At 35.7% G+C, this 17,567-nt stretch carries 15 protein-coding genes; 9 read left to right on the top strand and 6 right to left on the bottom strand.

Annotation, left to right across the window (positions count from 1 at the left end):
* Positions 1-131: 131 nt before the first annotated feature.
* Positions 132-2,411: a CHASE domain-containing sensor histidine kinase gene (locus AC27GZ_RS14400; protein ID WP_487096029.1), complete on the bottom strand. Its 2,280-nt coding sequence runs from the start codon at positions 2,409-2,411 to the stop codon at positions 132-134.
* A 269-nt stretch (positions 2,412-2,680) separates the two neighbouring features.
* Here AC27GZ_RS14400 and tkt point away from each other — a divergent pair, with 269 nt between their 5' ends.
* Positions 2,681-4,669, top strand: coding sequence for a transketolase (gene tkt, locus AC27GZ_RS14395; protein ID WP_487096027.1), 1,989 nt, complete (start codon positions 2,681-2,683; stop codon positions 4,667-4,669).
* 83 nt (positions 4,670-4,752) lie between these two features.
* Positions 4,753-5,778: an erythrose-4-phosphate dehydrogenase gene (gene epd, locus AC27GZ_RS14390; RefSeq protein WP_487096025.1), complete on the top strand. Its 1,026-nt coding sequence runs from the start codon at positions 4,753-4,755 to the stop codon at positions 5,776-5,778.
* Between the two features lie 92 nt (positions 5,779-5,870).
* On the opposite strand, the gene AC27GZ_RS14385 is transcribed toward epd, so the two are convergent.
* On the bottom strand, positions 5,871-6,713 hold the full coding sequence (locus AC27GZ_RS14385; protein WP_487096024.1) for an HDOD domain-containing protein: 843 nt from the start codon (positions 6,711-6,713) through the stop codon (positions 5,871-5,873).
* Between the two features lie 304 nt (positions 6,714-7,017).
* Here AC27GZ_RS14385 and trhP point away from each other — a divergent pair, with 304 nt between their 5' ends.
* The 6 genes from trhP (at position 7,018) to AC27GZ_RS14355 (ending at position 12,104) form a co-directional block, all read left to right on the top strand.
* Positions 7,018-8,406, top strand: coding sequence for a prephenate-dependent tRNA uridine(34) hydroxylase TrhP (gene trhP, locus AC27GZ_RS14380; RefSeq protein WP_487096022.1), 1,389 nt, complete (start codon positions 7,018-7,020; stop codon positions 8,404-8,406).
* A gap of 11 nt (positions 8,407-8,417) precedes the next feature.
* Entirely contained in the window at positions 8,418-8,663 is a 246-nt protein-coding gene (locus AC27GZ_RS14375; RefSeq protein ID WP_487096021.1) for a YfhL family 4Fe-4S dicluster ferredoxin, read from the top strand.
* 102 nt (positions 8,664-8,765) lie between these two features.
* Positions 8,766-9,179 (top strand): LexA family protein, encoded by a 414-nt coding sequence (locus AC27GZ_RS14370; protein WP_487096020.1) that lies wholly within the window; start codon positions 8,766-8,768, stop codon positions 9,177-9,179.
* Entirely contained in the window at positions 9,167-10,423 is a 1,257-nt protein-coding gene (locus AC27GZ_RS14365; RefSeq protein ID WP_487096018.1) for a Y-family DNA polymerase, read from the top strand. The genes AC27GZ_RS14370 and AC27GZ_RS14365 overlap by 13 nt, the downstream gene beginning before the upstream one ends.
* Before the next feature lie 36 nt (positions 10,424-10,459).
* Complete coding sequence (locus tag AC27GZ_RS14360) at positions 10,460-11,152, top strand: SOS response-associated peptidase family protein (RefSeq protein ID WP_487096016.1); 693 nt, start codon at positions 10,460-10,462, stop codon at positions 11,150-11,152.
* Between the two features lie 178 nt (positions 11,153-11,330).
* The gene (locus tag AC27GZ_RS14355) at positions 11,331-12,104 is read left to right on the top strand and encodes a substrate-binding periplasmic protein (RefSeq protein WP_487096014.1); all 774 of its coding nucleotides are present in this window, start codon (positions 11,331-11,333) and stop codon (positions 12,102-12,104) included.
* A 97-nt stretch (positions 12,105-12,201) separates the two neighbouring features.
* Here the strand turns inward: AC27GZ_RS14355 and AC27GZ_RS14350 are convergent, their stop codons facing one another.
* The 3 genes from AC27GZ_RS14350 to AC27GZ_RS14340 form a co-directional block, all read right to left on the bottom strand.
* Positions 12,202-13,281, bottom strand: coding sequence for an oxidoreductase family protein (locus tag AC27GZ_RS14350; protein ID WP_487096012.1), 1,080 nt, complete (start codon positions 13,279-13,281; stop codon positions 12,202-12,204).
* A 123-nt stretch (positions 13,282-13,404) separates the two neighbouring features.
* Positions 13,405-14,760, bottom strand: coding sequence for a beta-ketoacyl-[acyl-carrier-protein] synthase family protein (locus tag AC27GZ_RS14345; RefSeq protein ID WP_487096011.1), 1,356 nt, complete (start codon positions 14,758-14,760; stop codon positions 13,405-13,407).
* Between the two features lies 1 nt (position 14,761).
* Positions 14,762-15,019 (bottom strand): acyl carrier protein, encoded by a 258-nt coding sequence (locus tag AC27GZ_RS14340; RefSeq protein ID WP_487096010.1) that lies wholly within the window; start codon positions 15,017-15,019, stop codon positions 14,762-14,764.
* Positions 15,020-15,251: 232 nt separating this feature from the next.
* On the opposite strand from AC27GZ_RS14340, the gene AC27GZ_RS14335 reads away from it, so the two are divergent.
* Positions 15,252-16,019 carry a metal-dependent hydrolase gene (locus tag AC27GZ_RS14335; RefSeq protein ID WP_487096008.1) on the top strand — a complete coding sequence of 256 codons (768 nt, stop codon included), beginning with the start codon at positions 15,252-15,254 and terminating at the stop codon, positions 16,017-16,019.
* Here the strand turns inward: AC27GZ_RS14335 and AC27GZ_RS14330 are convergent.
* Positions 16,002-17,567 (bottom strand): hypothetical protein, encoded by a 1,566-nt coding sequence (locus AC27GZ_RS14330; RefSeq protein ID WP_487096007.1) that lies wholly within the window; start codon positions 17,565-17,567, stop codon positions 16,002-16,004. The genes AC27GZ_RS14335 and AC27GZ_RS14330 overlap by 18 nt on opposite strands.

Raw genomic sequence — 17,567 nt, 5'->3', positions numbered from 1 at the left:
TGAGGCCTTTCACATGCAAATTTTACTCCACATGTAAGCATTTAACTTGGTCAAATGTACAAACTGTTTAAAAAGTAAACCATTTCAAACACTAATACAAGTAAAAGTTTAGCTTGAATCTAGCCAGCCGATTAATTATCAGATTTACTATCAAAAATTAAGGCTTGGTAGTTTTGTTGTTGCTCAATAGTGGTTTGAGTAATTTTAACGGTAGCCGTAAGGAGCTGTTCGCCTGAGTTAGTGATAGCGAGGCTTATATCACCTTTCATTAATTGGCAAATCTCTTTAGCCATCCCCATTTTGGTACTATACAAAGAGATATCTTTCGAAATATATTCAGCAAAAGGGGCTTTAGCATCAACCTGTTCATCGTTATGTGCAGTAAAAACAAATAACAATGTAGCACTACTGAGTTGATGTGTATGTATCTTAACGCTCAGGCGTAAATTTTTCATAGCATAAAGTTCATGAACACTTTCACATAATGCCATTAAAAATTGCTGAATACGTAATTCATCGCTAGTAATAAAGTGAGGCACAGAAGGATCAATCAGTAAGGTAATACTTGTCTGCTTAGCGATATTTTGCGTTTTTAATACTTCATCTATACGAGATAAGAAACCATAAAAATCAAATGGCTCTGACTTTAAAGCTAATTCACCTGATTCAATTTTTGATAAATCTACTGCCATTTCAAGCAGCTTCCCCATATTTTTCTGCGCTAAATTAATATTATTAATCACGTTTTTCTGTTGCGCATCAGATGTACTTTTTAATTGCTCAGTAAACAAACTCAGCGCTTGTAATGGAGTTTGCAACTCTTTATTTAAAGTATTTAAAAAGTTAGTTTTCGCAACACTTTCTTGCTCTGACTGATTTTTAGCAAGAATCAATTCTTGTGTTTTTCGCATTACTTGTGCGCTTAATTCGCTAGAATAAGCAGCCATCATCAAAATAAGTAGTTGAAACAACACGCCACCAACAGTCACACCAAACAGCATGCCCCATGTCTGCCAACTTTTAGCTTGCATTTGCCATGGTAATTGTTCTACAAAGCTAATTTGCCAATGACGAGAGTATATTTCCATATCTATTTGCTCTACATGACGATTAATATTGTTGAATTGCTCACCAAATAAAACATAAGGCTCTGCAGCGCTAATATCTTCTATAAATAAGTTGGTATTCGTCAGGGTGAAATTAGAAAGTTGAGCAAAAAACTTTTCAAACTGTACTACGGCAATAACAAACCCTAATAAATCAACTTGATTAATATCGTAAACGGCAGTAATAAATAATACGCCGGGGTTGGAGTGATCATCTTGTATCAAGTTTATTGGCGCACTCGTGACAAGGTTTCGACTGTAAATAACGTTTTGCATAGAAATGACACTGCTTGGATTTGTTAGCACATCTAAGCCAAGCACAACTTGATTGCCTAACTGTGGATAAACAAAGCGTACAGGAGCATATTTATCTCTATCTTCAGCCAGCTGTATTCTATTACTTTTTCCCCTTTCCATGATTGCGCCTGCTAGCTGCTCATAAAGGTCTCTTTGTTCATGAGAAATAATAGGCGCCCACTCAAGCGCCCTTATGGCAGAGTTTTCATTGCTAATGTGCTCTGCAAACACATTAAACTGCGACGAAGTAGCCTCGTGATTAGCTTTTATAAAGGCAGACAAGCTATTTAACTGATTAGTAATTAAAGCAACTTCTGTTTCAATACTTTGCCTTACTTCATTTTTCACTTGCTTAAATGAGTCTTCACGATTATCTAACTGTACCGTTTGAGACACTTTAAAGAGTAAACCAATCGCTATAAACGCTAATAAAGAAGCAAAGATAATAAAAAATCTTTTGGATGTTTTTAATTGTTGTCGCTTTTGTGTCAATAGCAATGAAGGAGTAAAGAAAATGGCAAATAAAGTACTACCAGACCAACAATTAACAACCGTATAAAATAAATTGCCTGCTAACATTTCATTGTCTAGCATTGTAATAATTAACGTTGAACTAGCGCTTACCAGTGCTGTTAATGGACCTATTTTAAAAAGAAACCTCAATAGATACTGTCGTGAACTCAACCACTTTTGCTGATATACCTCTGCTAATGTGAGCTGCTTTGCCCAATAACTTTGTAAAGCAATGGATAAGAGCGTAATGACAACCATAGCTAAATTAATATTTAAATTTAGCTGCCACAGTAAAAAACTTGAAAAAATCACGACAACAGCAATGGTCATCAATAATATGCTTGTCCCTAAATAAACAACTAAAGCTGTGGTAACTCCCGCAATAGGGCCAATAAAGCTAATAAAAGAGAAAGGCTCAATAAGGACAAATGTCCCCACACAAATGAAGAAATATATAACAAAGGCAAGATTAAAACGCTGTAGTTTAGTTAACATTATTATTGTATCGTTAATCCATTAATTTTAGAGTTCAGTAAGTAAATATAACTATTTGATCAGAGTAAGAATAGTAGCACTATTCCGCTTCTGCCCCAACTATCTCTCTCGCTATTATTAATCCATATGAAAGTAAAAGTAATGAATTATGAAAAAAAATATAATAAATAGTATAAATTAATTTGCGATCCCCCTTTGGGTAGGGGAAAATACGCGCAATTAATGAGGGTTATTTACCCTTTCCAAAAAACAGTCTAATTGGAGTGAATATGTCGTCGCGTCAAGAACTAGCCAATGCCATTCGTGTGTTAAGCATGGATGCCGTACAAAAAGCAAAATCAGGGCACCCTGGTGCACCGATGGGAATGGCGGATATCGCTGAAGTATTATGGCGTGATTTTCTCAAACATAACCCAAGTGATCCTAACTGGGCTGATCGCGATAGATTTATATTATCAAATGGTCATGGCTCAATGCTTATTTATTCTTTATTGCACTTGTCTGGCTATGATTTATCGATTGATGATTTAAAAAACTTCCGTCAATTACATTCAAAAACACCAGGTCATCCTGAATATGGTTATACGCCAGGTGTTGAAACAACAACTGGCCCGCTTGGCGCAGGTATCTCTAATGCAGTAGGTATGGCCATCGCTGAGAAAACTTTAGCCGCACAATTTAATCGCGAAAATCACGATATCGTTGATCACTTCACTTACTGCTTTTTAGGTGATGGCTGTTTAATGGAAGGTATCTCTCATGAAGCTTGCTCTTTAGCTGGGACGCTAGGCTTAGGTAAATTAATTGCTTTTTGGGACGATAACGGCATTTCAATTGACGGTCATGTTGAAGGTTGGTTCACTGACAACACACCAGCTCGTTTTGAGTCTTACGGTTGGCATGTAATCAGTGTTGATGGTCATGACACTCAAGCCATTGCTGCAGCAATTGAAGAAGCAAAATCAATTACCGACAAACCAAGTATGATTTGTTGTAAAACAATTATTGGTTTTGGCTCTCCGAATAAATCAGGTTCTCACGACTGTCATGGTGCACCACTAGGCGATGATGAAGTTCAAGCTACACGTGATTTCTTAAAATGGCAGCATGCACCATTTGAAGTACCTGAAAATATATATGCTCAATGGGATCAAAACGAAAAAGGCCAAGCAAGCCAAGTAAGTTGGAATGAAAAATTTGCTGCCTATCAAGCTGCTCACCCTGAGCTAGCTGCTGAGTTTGAGCGTCGAGTTATCAAAGGTGAGTTACCTCAAGAATTTGAAGAAAAAGCCAATGCTTTCATTCAAGAATGTCAAGCAAGCGGTGAAAATATCGCTTCACGTAAAGCATCACAAAATGCCATTGAGGCTTTTGGTAAAGTATTACCTGAAATGTTAGGTGGTTCAGCAGATTTAGCAGGCTCTAACTTAACTTTATGGTCTGGCTCAAAAGGCATAGAAACTGATCCTGCTGGTAATTATATTTTCTACGGTGTACGTGAATTTGGTATGAGCGGCATCATGAATGGTATTTCATTACATGGTGGCTTTATCAATTATGGTGCTACTTTCATGATGTTTATGGAATATGCTCGCAACGCAGTTCGTATGTCAGCCTTAATGGGTATTCAAAACATTTTTGTTTATACCCATGATTCAATTGGTCAAGGTGAAGACGGTCCAACTCACCAACCTATTGAACAATTAGCGAATTTACGTACTACGCCAAACTTAACAACATGGCGTCCATGTGATGCTACTGAATCTGCCGTTGCGTGGAAATCTGCAGTGAAAAGTCAAAAAGCACCTTCTGCTTTAGTGTTCTCTCGTCAAGGCTTACCAGCCATGGCTAGAAGCCAATCACAAATAAGTGATATTGAAAAAGGTGGTTATATTCTACAAGACTGTAAAGGCACGCCTGAGGTTATTTTAATTGCAACAGGCTCAGAAGTAGCCTTAGCTGTTAACTCTGCTAATGCATTAACTGAACAAGGTACAAAAGTTCGCGTTATTTCAATGCCTTCTACTAATGTTTTTGATGCACAATCAAGTGAATATAAAGAATCAGTATTACCAAGCAGTGTAACTAAACGTGTTGCTATTGAAGCTGCGCATGTTGACTACTGGGCTAAATATGTAGGCTTGCAAGGTGCGGTTGTTGGTATGACTACCTTCGGTGAATCAGCGCCAGGTAATGTTTTACTTGAGCACTTTGGCTTCACTGTCGAAAACGTTGTAAATACTGTTAACGCACTATAAGAGTATACTTATAAGCACAAAGCCACAGACTATATTCTATATAGTATGTGGCTTTTTCTTTAAAAGAAAAACGAAAGATCTTTATGATAAATATCGCTATTAACGGCTTTGGCCGTATTGGTCGTAGCATTGTTCGAGCTATTTACGAAAGTGGTAAAAATGAGTTATTTAATCTCGTTGCCATTAACGATCTTGCACCTGCTGAAGGTATTGCTCACTTATTGAAATACGATAGTACTCATGGGCGTTTTACTATTCCTGTAGAATTACAGCATAATCACTTATTGATCAACAAGGATAAAATAGCATTATCACACGTTGATAAGTTAACCGACTTACCATGGCAACAACACAATATTGATATAGTGCTTGATTGTACAGGTACTTTTGGCAGTAAAGCTGACGGTCTAGCGCACATTAATCAAGGGGCTAAAAAAGTACTATTTTCTCACCCTGCTAGCCATGATATTGATGCCACCATAATTTATGGGGTAAATCATCAACAGCTAACCAGTGATGATCGCATAGTGTCAAACGGCTCTTGCACCACAAACTGCATAGTCCCTGTCATAAACATACTTGATAATGCTTTTGGTATTGAAAGTGGCACTATTACCACCATTCATTCCTCTATGCATGATCAACAAGTTATTGATGCTTATCACCCTGATCTACGTAGATCGCGTGCCGCTAGCCAATCAATTATTCCCGTTGATACCAAGTTAGCATTAGGTATAGAGCGAATTTTACCCAAATTTAAAAGTCGTTTTGAAGCTATTGCTGTACGCGTACCGACAATAAACGTCACTGCAATGGATTTAAGTATAACCGTCAATCAAGATGTCACTATAGATGCGATTAACCAAGTAATAAAATCTAATCAGCACAAGTTGCTTAGTGAAGGGGGCTTACAAGGTATCGTCTCTTATACAGAGGAGCCTTTGGTCTCATCTGATTTTAATCATGATCCGCATTCATGTATTGTTGACGGCAATCAAACTCGTGTTAGTCACAAGCGTTTAGTGAAAATGTTAGTTTGGTGTGATAATGAATGGGGCTTTGCCAATAGAATGTTAGATACTGCTGAGCAAATGATTGCTGCACAGTAATCCTGTCAATAACACCTTAATTTTACACGCTAAAAACAACAAAAAAGCAGTTACCCACCTGTTTTTTTTGTTGTTATTTCCAGTCTAAATCACTAAATAAACATTGTTTTAACATCAGCCAACATCGTTTTAAACTCATCATTTTGCATATAATCTGCCGAAGGTAAAATCCCTTTCTTAACATAACTATTTAACAAGACTTCTTGAGTCGAAGCGTTTTTAAAAATGCTATGGTAAATAGCGCCGGCACGAATAAAGTCTAAGTAATGAACTTCTTTTGGCAACACAGTTAAATCACTCCAGCTTTCAACCAATAACGTTAATTCATCTGAAAGATCCCAAGCACGGGTAACTGTACCACCAATTTTTCCTGACAATTTAATAATAGCCTGCTGTAAAAAAGTTGGGTTTGCAAATACGTCAGGGTGCTGCTCAGCTTCGGTTAATATAGGTAAAATACCAATATTATGAATTAATGCTGCTAAGGTAATAGTGTCTAAAGTTAATGGGCTATGCTTATTATCTTTAAGGTATAAGCTCATTAAACTAATAGCCACCGAAGCTATATCGATTGTTTTAAGCCATGACTTTTTCATGTACATGGCCACAACGTCATTGTCAGACACAAACACTTGCTCAAGCGCCATGGCAGTAGCAATGCATTTTATTTGCCTTAAACCTATACGAGTAACCGCCTGAGAAACCGTTTCGACTTTAAACGTTCTGCCAAGCAACGCACTATTAGCAACTTTAATCATGCCAAGAGAAAGTGCAGGATCTTGCGAGATAATATCACTCATATGCCCTAAATTAATTTCGGTATCATCCGCAGCTTGTCTAACTTTTAATGCAACTTCGGGTAAGGTGGGTAACACTAATTCATCATGTTTTATTTTTTCCATTAAAATTGTGTACAAAGCATTTTCAGTTGCCATATAGCTCCCCTTTTTATTATTCTGGCAAAACGTACTCTCTAGTTTAAAAGTAGCACAGATTTTTCTTTACCCTGCAAATTTTTACCTATTTTCAACATTATATGAAAACCGACCAAAAGTAATTTCCCAATAAGTTTTACAAACCAGACAATAATTACCTTTCATGATTAAAATGATGAATTTTTCTCCTACAAAATCTATATCCTTACGAAAATTGGGTATATAATACGCGCCCCTATGTTTTAGGCTCAATATTAAGAGTTTTAGGCTCCACAATAAGAGCATTATTTAAAAGATTAATTTTATGTTTACACCTGAATTATTATCGCCAGCAGGCAGTCTGAAAAATATGCGCTACGCCTTTGCTTACGGCGCAGACGCAGTTTATGCGGGCCAACCTCGCTACTCTTTACGGGTTAGAAATAATGAATTTACATTAGAAAACATAAAGATTGGTATTGATGAAGCGCATACCTTAGGTAAGAAGTTTTATCTAGTAAATAACATTGCTCCGCATAATGGTAAGTTAAAAACCTTTTTAAAAGATATTGCACCTGTTATTGCTATGAAGCCCGATGCCTTAATCATGTCTGATCCTGGGCTGATCATGTTAGTGCGTGAAAATTTCCCAGAGATGGCAATTCATTTATCAGTTCAAGCTAATGCTGTGAACTGGGCCACGGTTAAGTTTTGGCAAGCACAAGGCGTTGAGCGCGTAATACTTTCACGCGAACTTTCCTTAGATGAAATTGAAGATATTCGTTTTCATTGCCCTGAAATGGAATTAGAAGTTTTCGTTCATGGCGCACTTTGTATGGCATACTCTGGCCGTTGTTTATTATCAGGTTATATTAACAAACGTGATCCTAACCAAGGCACCTGTACTAACTCATGTCGTTGGAAATATGACACACATGAAGCCAAAGAAACAGAAACAGGCGACATAATTGCTGTAAAACCTGCTGAAATTTACACCCCTGAAAAAGATATTCTGGTACCTGAAAACGCCCCCGTTGATGATGTAGTGTTACTACAAGAGCAAGGCCGCCCTGGCGAATACATGCCTGCTTTTGAAGACGAGCATGGTACATACATCATGAATTCTAAAGATTTACGTGCAGTTGAACATGTTGAACGGTTAGTAAAAATGGGCGTGCATTCCTTGAAAATTGAAGGCAGAACAAAATCTTTCTACTACTGTGCTCGTACCGCACAAGTATATAAGCATGCCATCAATGATGCTTTAGCAAATAAGTCTTTTAATCAAGCTTTAAATACTGACTTAGAACACTTAGCACATAGAGGCTATACCGAAGGCTTTTTACAACGTCATCGCCCTTCTGAAACTCAAAATTATGATTACGGCTATTCAAAAAGTGACACGCAACAATTTGTTGGTGAAGTCACAGGCAAAAATAAAACGACAGGCTTAATTGAAATTGACGTTAAAAATAAGTTTTTAGTGGGTGATGCATTAGAGCTGATGACACCTAATGGCAATATCAGCTTTACCTTAACGCATATGATCAACAGTAAAAATGGCGAAGTCATCACAGATGCTAAAGGCTCAGGTCACAAAGTTTCTATTGAACTAGAAACCGACTTAGATCTCGAATTCGGTATTATCATGCGCTACTTAACTGACGGCGGCACAACCCGTCACCCATTTGCGCAAAACCAAGCGGATAAATAGGCAATTAACTCATGGCACTATTTATTGAAGATAGCTGCATTAATTGCGATATGTGTGATCCTGAATGTCCAAATGGTGCGATCACCTTAGGTGAGCACATCTATGAAATTAATGCTGACAAATGTACTGAATGCGTTGGTCATTATGACAAACCAACATGCGTAAGCGTTTGCCCAATAGACTGCGTAAAACCTGATCCTAACCATGTAGAAAGTGAAGAAACCTTATTAACAAAGTTTTTAAAAATGCATGGCTAATGACCAACTAACTGAATTGTTCTGCACAACCCACTCATAATTACTTTATTAATGACAACTAAAAAACTATACTGTATTTATTTACAGTATAGTTTGGTTTGTATGAAAGTTATTCCCATATACATTGACGCAGGTATTTCAGGATTTGAATCACCCGCAGCGGAATACAAGGAATTAGGTTTATCGCTTGATCAGTTATTAATACGACACCCTAATGCAACCTTTATTGGACAAGCATCAGGGGAATCTATGCAAGGCGTTGGTATTTTTGATGGTGATTTACTCATCGTTGATCGCGCACTATCGGCTAAAAATGGTGATGTGATTGTTGCCAATTATAATGGTTGTTTTGTATGTAAACTCATTGATAAAGCACAAGCACGATTAATATCTGCCTCTAAGTATCATCAGCCCGTGAGTATTTCAGAGCAAGATGAATTTCAAGTTGAGGGTGTGGTTACTCGTTCTATTCGATTACATCATAAAGCACCTGAGTTAGTGGCATGTATTGCTTAGTTGATGCTACTTCATTTTATGCGTCGGCTGAAAAAGTATTTGATCCAAGCATTCGCAATAAGCCTGTTGTTGTTTTAACCAATAATGATGGCTGTATTTGTGCGGTTTGCCCTATTGCCAAACGCTTAGGTATTCCCAAATTTACTCCCTTCTTTCAAGTTAAAGATTTGCTCTATAAACATCAAGTGGTGATCCGTTCATCCAACTATGAACTATATGCTGACCTATCTGAGCGAATGATGACGGTAATCGCCAGATATTGTGATAATCAGCACATTTATTCAATTGATGAAGCTTTTCTCTACTTTGATAATTTTCACCGAGCCATTAATAATTGGCATCAATACGGCCAGCAAATAAAACAAGCTATATGGCAAGAAACACGCTTACCTGTTGGTGTGGGCTTTGGACATACCGCAACTTTAGCAAAAGCGGCAAATCATGCCGCTAAAAAACTAGCAGGGTTTGATGGTGTTGCTGTTATTAAACACTCCAATGACGCCGTCGCTATTTTAAATAAAATGAAAACCAGTGATGTATGGGGTATTGGTGGCCGCATTGCGAAGAAGCTTAACATGCAAGGCATTACAACTGCTCAACAATTAGCAGTGCAAAATCCAAAAGAAATAAGAAAACAATTTAGTGTAGTAACCGAACGTACCGTTAATGAATTAAACGGTATATCATGCCTTTCATGGGATGAAGTAAAAGAGCCAAAGAAAGAGATATTTTCTACCCGTAGTTTTGGGCAGCGTATTACTGACTATCATACATTACATGCAGCACTTGCTAGCCACGCTACTATTGTCGCAAGAAAACTTCGCAAGCAATCATCAAAAACCCATAAAGTCATGGTATTTGCCTCAAGCTCTCCACATGATGAATACTACTACAAACAAGCCATAGTTTACCCGTTTCCCATACCCACCGATAACACCAGTCAGTTAGCCAGTGCAATATCCATTGTATTACCCAATATTTATCAAACAGGGGTGAACTTTTATCGCTGCGGTGTTGGTGCTATCGAACTTACAAGTAATAAGTTTTATCAAGCTGATTTATTTACTCCAGATAATACCAACCCCAAATTAATGCAGTGTTTAGATAAGATTAACCATCGTTATGGTCAAGGCAGTATTAACATTGCCAGTGCAGGACAAACAGAAAAATGGAACATGAAACGCCATTTTCTGAGTCCACAATACACCTCTAATTGGCAACATATACCCAAAATAAAGTGTTAAACTTGATAAAAGTGATTAATCAACAACCTCTAAATTATGTGTGGAAGATTTAATGCAACCTTCGACAGCGGTGTAAAAAAACTTTATACCAGCTTGAAAATTAATAAAGTTATGGATAAACCTATCGATAAACGGTTTGTAAAAGCCGCTGATACCGTTTCAATCATAAGAAATGTTAATAACAGTAGAATAGTGCAAAACGCCACATGGTGGCTATTGCTAGATCAACACGAAAACGGTTTTAAACCATCTAAATACACATCGTTTAACACGCGATTTGATAAGTTAAACACACCGAGAAGCGCAGGTTACCAAGCTTACCGACAATCACGCTGCATCATTGCCGTTAAGGGTTTTGGAGAAACTGAATTTCAAAATAAAAAGCCTGTGCATTATTATGATATGCAAGCTGAAAATGGTGGGATTTTATTAGGAGGGTTAGCAAGAGATTGGATGAATAAGCACACAGGTGAAATAGCCACATCATGTTCAGTGATTACCTTACCTCCACATAAAAAACTAAAACACATACACAGTAAAGCTATGCCGTTAATGCTGCCACAAGATAACTCACTGATAAATTCATGGTTAGATACTAGCAATACAAACGTTGATAACTTCAATTATTTACTTACACCGCATCTTCCACAAAATTTAATCGCTCACCAAATTGATAAACCCAAAACGTATAATCAAATAAGTGAACCTGAATTAATCTCCGCAGATTAAGCAAAGCGTTATATTAACCAGATAAAGTTACTTACTTGATACCTGTTTTTCTGCTTTTCTAGTATTAAGTACAACTCAGGCTAAAAAAAATACATTATATAAAAGTTAATTAGACTAATTATGTTCAAGGTTTATACTTGAAAATAGGTGCTTAAATTTTTTTGGGGAGGATATTGTTGTGTTTAGAACATTCAAAATTACTTCTGTATTTTTACTTTTATGTTGCGTAAGTTTCAACGCCAAGCCAAATTCTAATGACTGTATGACATTTCATGTCATGCAAATGAAGCCCTTAGGGTTTATTGATGAGAATAACACTATTCAAGGTGTTCATGCTGATTATATAGCGGCTATAGCTAAAGAATCGAATTTATGTATTGAAAAAGTGCTCTTACCATACGCGAGAATATGGAAGAGTATTGAAGCTGGTAGGCATGATGGTGGGGTTATTTTTGTTTCTGACGCTCGGAAACACCTAACAGAAGTTGTCGCTTCGATTCGTGAGATAGATACTGTTGTAGTTGGCAGTAAAAACAAACCTATAAATACGTATGATGACTTATATGATCTTGCCATTGGCAAAACAAGGGGCTCGCATTTAAGTAAAAGGTTTGATAACGATGACAAGCTAAATAAAGTGCCGTTAACGGACTACAAAGAACTCGCTTTTATGTTAACAACGGGGAAGATTAATGCTGTTGCTGGTGGTATTCATGTATTAATTTATCATCTATACCTGCATGAACATAACGAAGAGTTAGACTTTAACAATACCTTAAAAATCGGCTCTAAAAATCAAGCAATACAATTATCAGTGAAGTCTAAGCATTTAGGTAAAAAACAACAATTAGCCGATGCTATTGGCCGCTTAAAGGCTGCTGGTGAATTTGATAAAATCGTGAAGAAATACTACGGAGATACAATTCAACTTTTCAGCCAAAGTGAACCTTAAACACTAATATTGTTAAAATGAAAACAAAAAATTGAACCGTTACAGTTGAACCCCAATAGCTTTTTCTTAAAAGAAAACGCTACCTTCCTACAGTACTTTAAGGCTTACTATTCAATATTTGAATTAGCTTATGATCATGAATGAAGGTACTTAAGCGAAATAAAACAATATCAATGAAATCTATATCTTTAAATTTCTTCCGACCAAATATAATACCAACAACTAAAACTAAAATATTCCACAGAGCTGCTTGCTTATATTCCAATAAACATTGCTCGAGGGTGTAATCGGTAACCTTTTTCTCAATCAGTTGACGATGGTATTCTTCAACTACTAAAAATTCATGAGAGCGCCTAATAGAAGTTTCAACTGAAGAAATCATAAAATATGTTAAGTCAGTTACACCTATTCCGTATACATACGTTTGCCAGTCAATAAGAGCTGCTTTATTTTTATCATCATTAGAAAAAAATATATTGCTTGAGTGAGTATCCATATGGGTTAAAGTTGACGTTGAAGAAGTTAACGTTTCAACTATTTTTTGCTCATTCAAACACATAAACTCACCTAACTCTAATAGTTCATCAGCTACTGAGGTATTTGGACTTAACTGTTTAATTTTACGCTCAAACTTTGGCCAACATCCATGAAAGAGCTTATAAGTATTTTCCAAAGAAGTTTTAACAGAGGGTAATTGATAAGATAATGGGTTTCCCCACCAAGTAGAATGCAAAGACGTTAAACTTTGAATAACTGCAGATATTTCAGCTAAGTTACACCCATGACAAATATCACTCGAATGATAATCCTTATAGTCTTGCAGTAATATAAAACTAAAGCCAGTTTCACTGTCTATGTGGCTATAGTAACAAATAGGTAGAGTTAACTTAGTTTTTGGTGCTAAAACTTGATAAAAGTTCACTTCTTTATCATAGAGAGACATTTGATGAAAAAATTTTCGTTGAATTTGACTGTTGTTAGAAAATTTTCCAATAAGTGAATAAGGTAAGTTATCATCGCTATTTTGATACTCAATATTTAAACGAAATAGATCTCCTACAACCCCTATGTCATTTAATTTTTCCACCGATATAGCATTAATTAAAATGTCTTTATCCGTGAAATATTCATTCAATACTTCTTGAATACGTTCTTTAGTAAAATATCCTGAATACAACTTAAACCTTCCTGTATAGGTATAGCGAACCGCTAAGTGTGATAACTTTTACTCAATCTTTAAGCTTTAATGAGTATCAATTAATTCAATAGATGAATTTCTATACTCAGCGCTACCATATCGTTATACCGACTTAAAGATTAATGCAGCATTATGGCCCCCAAAACCATAAGATAAGTTTAATGCCGTATTATACTTATGTGAATCTGAACGTTTTACAAAATTCAAAGGTAGAATAGGATTGTCGATGTTCAAACATGGATGAGCCCGTTGCTCTTTAAGGGTTTTAACACATACAATAGACTCAAGTGCCCCACTAGCCCCGAGAGTGTGTCCAAGTATTCCTTTTGTACTATTTACGGGAACATTATCTCCGAACATGTCCATAATGATTTGAGCCTCAAGTTGATCATTACTGACAGTACCTGTTCCATGTGCATTGATATAATCTATTTTATCAAAAGTTAATGCGCTTTTAGTTAATACTTCCTTGATTAAACGACGAATTTCAGTACCTGTAGGTTCTAATTGCATAAAATGATGTGCGTCAAATGTTTCAGAAAAACCTACAATTTCGGCAAGCGGTTTACTTGCTCTTTTTGAAAATGACTCTTCATTTTCTAGAACTACCATCCCACACCCGCCTTGGCTAAATAAAAAGTTTTTCCTTGCCATATCAAAAGGACGATTCACTTCTTCAGGCTTTCCGGGATATGTTGTTAGCGTATTTAAAGCATCAAAACCTCTGAATGTTGTACCATAGTGATCATCAACAAACTCAGAGCCACCTGCAATAGCAACATCAATATCTCCCCGTTTTATTGCCTGAGAAGCCTTACCAATAGCTATGTTGCCAGATGCACATGCGTAAACTTCAATATTTACAGGGCCTTTTATACCAAATTTAATTCCTACGGATGCAGCAAGAGAGTTAGGTAAAAACATGGGTAATGAAAAGATATTCCCATGTTTATTCCCTTTAAAAAACTCGTTAATTAGGGTGAGAATTTCCTCATCTGCTGCTATGTGAGCTTTTTCATCAGAATTAATTTGATCTAATTGTGCGGCATAGAGCATTGAAGAATAGTTATCGAGTAAAGATTGAATACCTCCAGCACCGGTTCCAATAAAAACACCTATTCTATAAGGGTTAGCTTCTTCTATATCAATAGCTAATGGACGCTTATCATTAGTTTTTAAAGTAAATCCGGCTTCATTCAAAGCTTCTGTTGCTGCAATGATTGCATTTAACGACGCAGGGTCATTTTGTTTTACTTCAAATTTACGAAAGCCATGTTCTAAATAATCAGGTAATTTAAGAGGAGACCAATATTTAGATTTTGAAGTCCAATACTTACTCCAGTCTTTAGGTATTGCCTCTATATTAACTCGTCCATCCAAACAGGACTGCCAGAATGAAGGAGACGAATGACCTATACTAGTAATTGCACCCGTACCAGTAACATAAACTTTTGTCATATTAAGTTTTAGACTCTAACTCAATAACAAGATCCACCAAGTCGCCTATAGTGATATCTTTAACGCTAATATCAATATCTTCTGGTATCTTTTTATCACTTACTTCCTCAAGTTCCATAAACAATGTTGCGAAATCAATAGAGTCTGCATCCAGATCATTGACTAGGTGAGTAGTTTCACTTAACTCGACATTTTCAACAATAAGGGAGTTCTCAATAGCTTCAATAATTTTGCTGTAAACTTCTTTTCTATCTAGCATGATACCTAATAAGCTCTATAAATAAATTGCATATAAACCTTAATATAGATAGTTAGCTAATTCAAGGGATTTCCTTTAATATAAAGGGTTTGTAAGGAAAATCACGAGCTCTTAGTTCAGCTTAAATATCCTTTATTAAAAGTACAATTTCGCATATTTTTTTAGTAATATTTTGAAAAATTGTCATTAAAAAAACTTATTAAATTTGAATAAGAGTTAAGGTAAACCCAAAATGTCTATGCAGTATTCAAGTGCCATAACCGACTCATTAAATAAAAACTGGCTAAATAATAATTTATATCTCACCAGTTTAATTAACGCATTTTCAATAGCTTTACCTTTAGGTGAAAAGTTATTCATGAAAAGTGTTAATGAGCATGTGAATTTAATTTCAGACACCAAATTAAGGCAAGGCATTCAATTATTTATTTCTCAGGAAGCGTCACATTCTAAAGCACATACTACTTATAATGAGCAATTATGTTTACTAAAAGGCTATGACAAAAAAAAACTAGAAAATAATTTTAGTAGTGTTTTCGATTATATGAATAAAACAACCCTTAAAGAGCGGCTTGCCTGTACTGTAACTATGGAGCATATAACCTCTATTTTGTCTTATTTATACTTGTCTATTCCAAAAGAAAAAATTACTACTGATTCAGAGATTTATGAGTTTTGGGCGAGTCATGCTAAAGAAGAAATAGAACACAAGTCGGTTGCTTTCGATCTCTATATGTCAGTTTATAATGATAGAACAACATTACATGAAGTTATGAAAACGACCGTAGAAAATATCATTTCATTATATAAAGTAACATCATGTCAGATGTTAATCATAAATAGAATTCCAGTGGCACCTTTTAAAAATTGGCTAGCTGAACACACTGAAGGGATAGGCAATATTTACCATAAGTTTGAACTGATGATAGATGAGTTTTATAAACCTGATTTTCATCCTCTTAAAATAAATGAAACAAATTGCTCACATGAATTTACTTAAGTGACCTAGCTGATTATTTGCTAATAATTGATTCATAACCTGCGCTTGAATATTTTTCACAAGCGTTGTTTGGTGCGACGAATTTAAGTTAGTTTCAAGCTCATTTAAATCCAACTCTGATTGATAGTAACGTGATAAAAACAATAAACGTACTGTGTGATCCAGGAAGAAAGGACTTAATGACTTTAACAAAAACGAATGAGCAGGGTTGTTTTCTAAATGAGATAATATAGAAAGCAGCTGCATTTGAACAAATGGCAATATGTCATAGTCTTGAGAGGTTATCGATAACTCAAGTTGATCATAGTTTTCAGTTGTTAACACGTTAATTAAAAACTCAAAAATAATATAAATAGCTTTATCTTTAACCCAAATAGAAGAGTTAATTATTGCCATTAACTTTTCTTTATTTTCTTCTTCTATAATGGCTTGAATATATCGGAACTTAATAAGTTTATTTTCTGGTGTTAATTTATAGGCTTCATATATGGCTTTGTATGATAGAGAAAAATTATCTCTCGCTCTTAAAGACTCAGAAAGATAAAAATAAAAGTCAGCTCTGTAATTTGTTGGTGCCGACAAATATAAATTTTCATCTATGCTAGTAGGAGTACCTTGACTTAAAGCATGATGCCCTACTTCTACATTGAACCATTTACATAAAGAGTTGTATATATCTTCTACATGTACAATATTTTGGCTTACAACCCCTTTACTAAGGGCAAATGCCATAGGTTTAACTTTTGTATTACTATTATCAAACCCATCCCCAACTACAATAAACTCCGCTTCATTTTGAAATAGATTTGATATAAAGAGTTCGGCAACTTGATATAAATCTTCACGTACTTCTTGAGACTTAACTGAAGGAACTGCTGCAACGATGTTATTTAATAGGGTAAAAATAGGTAACACTAGAAAGCCTGAACTTTTTTCAAGCCTGTTAATAAAAAAAATAGCATGTGATTGAATTGTAGTCATCATAGACAGCAACACAAGTAACAATTTCATCGCTTCAGGTGAAGCTTTTATAATTTCAAAACTTTTTAAACTGTCAAGATCGCTTGCTTCAATGTCACTAGGGTGCAACCTGAAGTTCATGAATTGTTCTAATAAAGAAGAAGGATAAACACTAAAGGGTTGAATTGGCCATGATTCATAAGTTGTAGACAATGGATTAATAAATTCAGGTGAAACGAGGTAGACTGTGTTTGATTGTATTTTGGGGTTTAAAGAAGCTGGCCAATTGACAACCCAAACATTATTATCACTAGACAGCTTTTCCCATAATGGTTGCGAATTAATATCTTCTTGTTTATATCGGCCTAACCTTTTGGTCAGAGCATTATATTTTAAAAAATGTGAAACTCCGTGCTCAAAAGGTTGAAGACCTGTTACCAACGAAGTACAGAATGATTCATTAAGATTAGGAAAACTCGTAGGAAATTCAATGCAAGAGTATTCATTAGCAGGTAAACACTTTTTCAATCGAGTAAATGATTCAGATTCAGTACCAATATTTGGTAAAACAACAAGTATTTTTTTCAT

It is taken from the genome of Colwellia sp. SU-HH00943 (genome assembly GCF_057546125.1).
The sequence above is the reverse complement of the archived record's forward strand: the minus strand, read 5'-3'. Positions and strand labels throughout refer to the sequence as shown.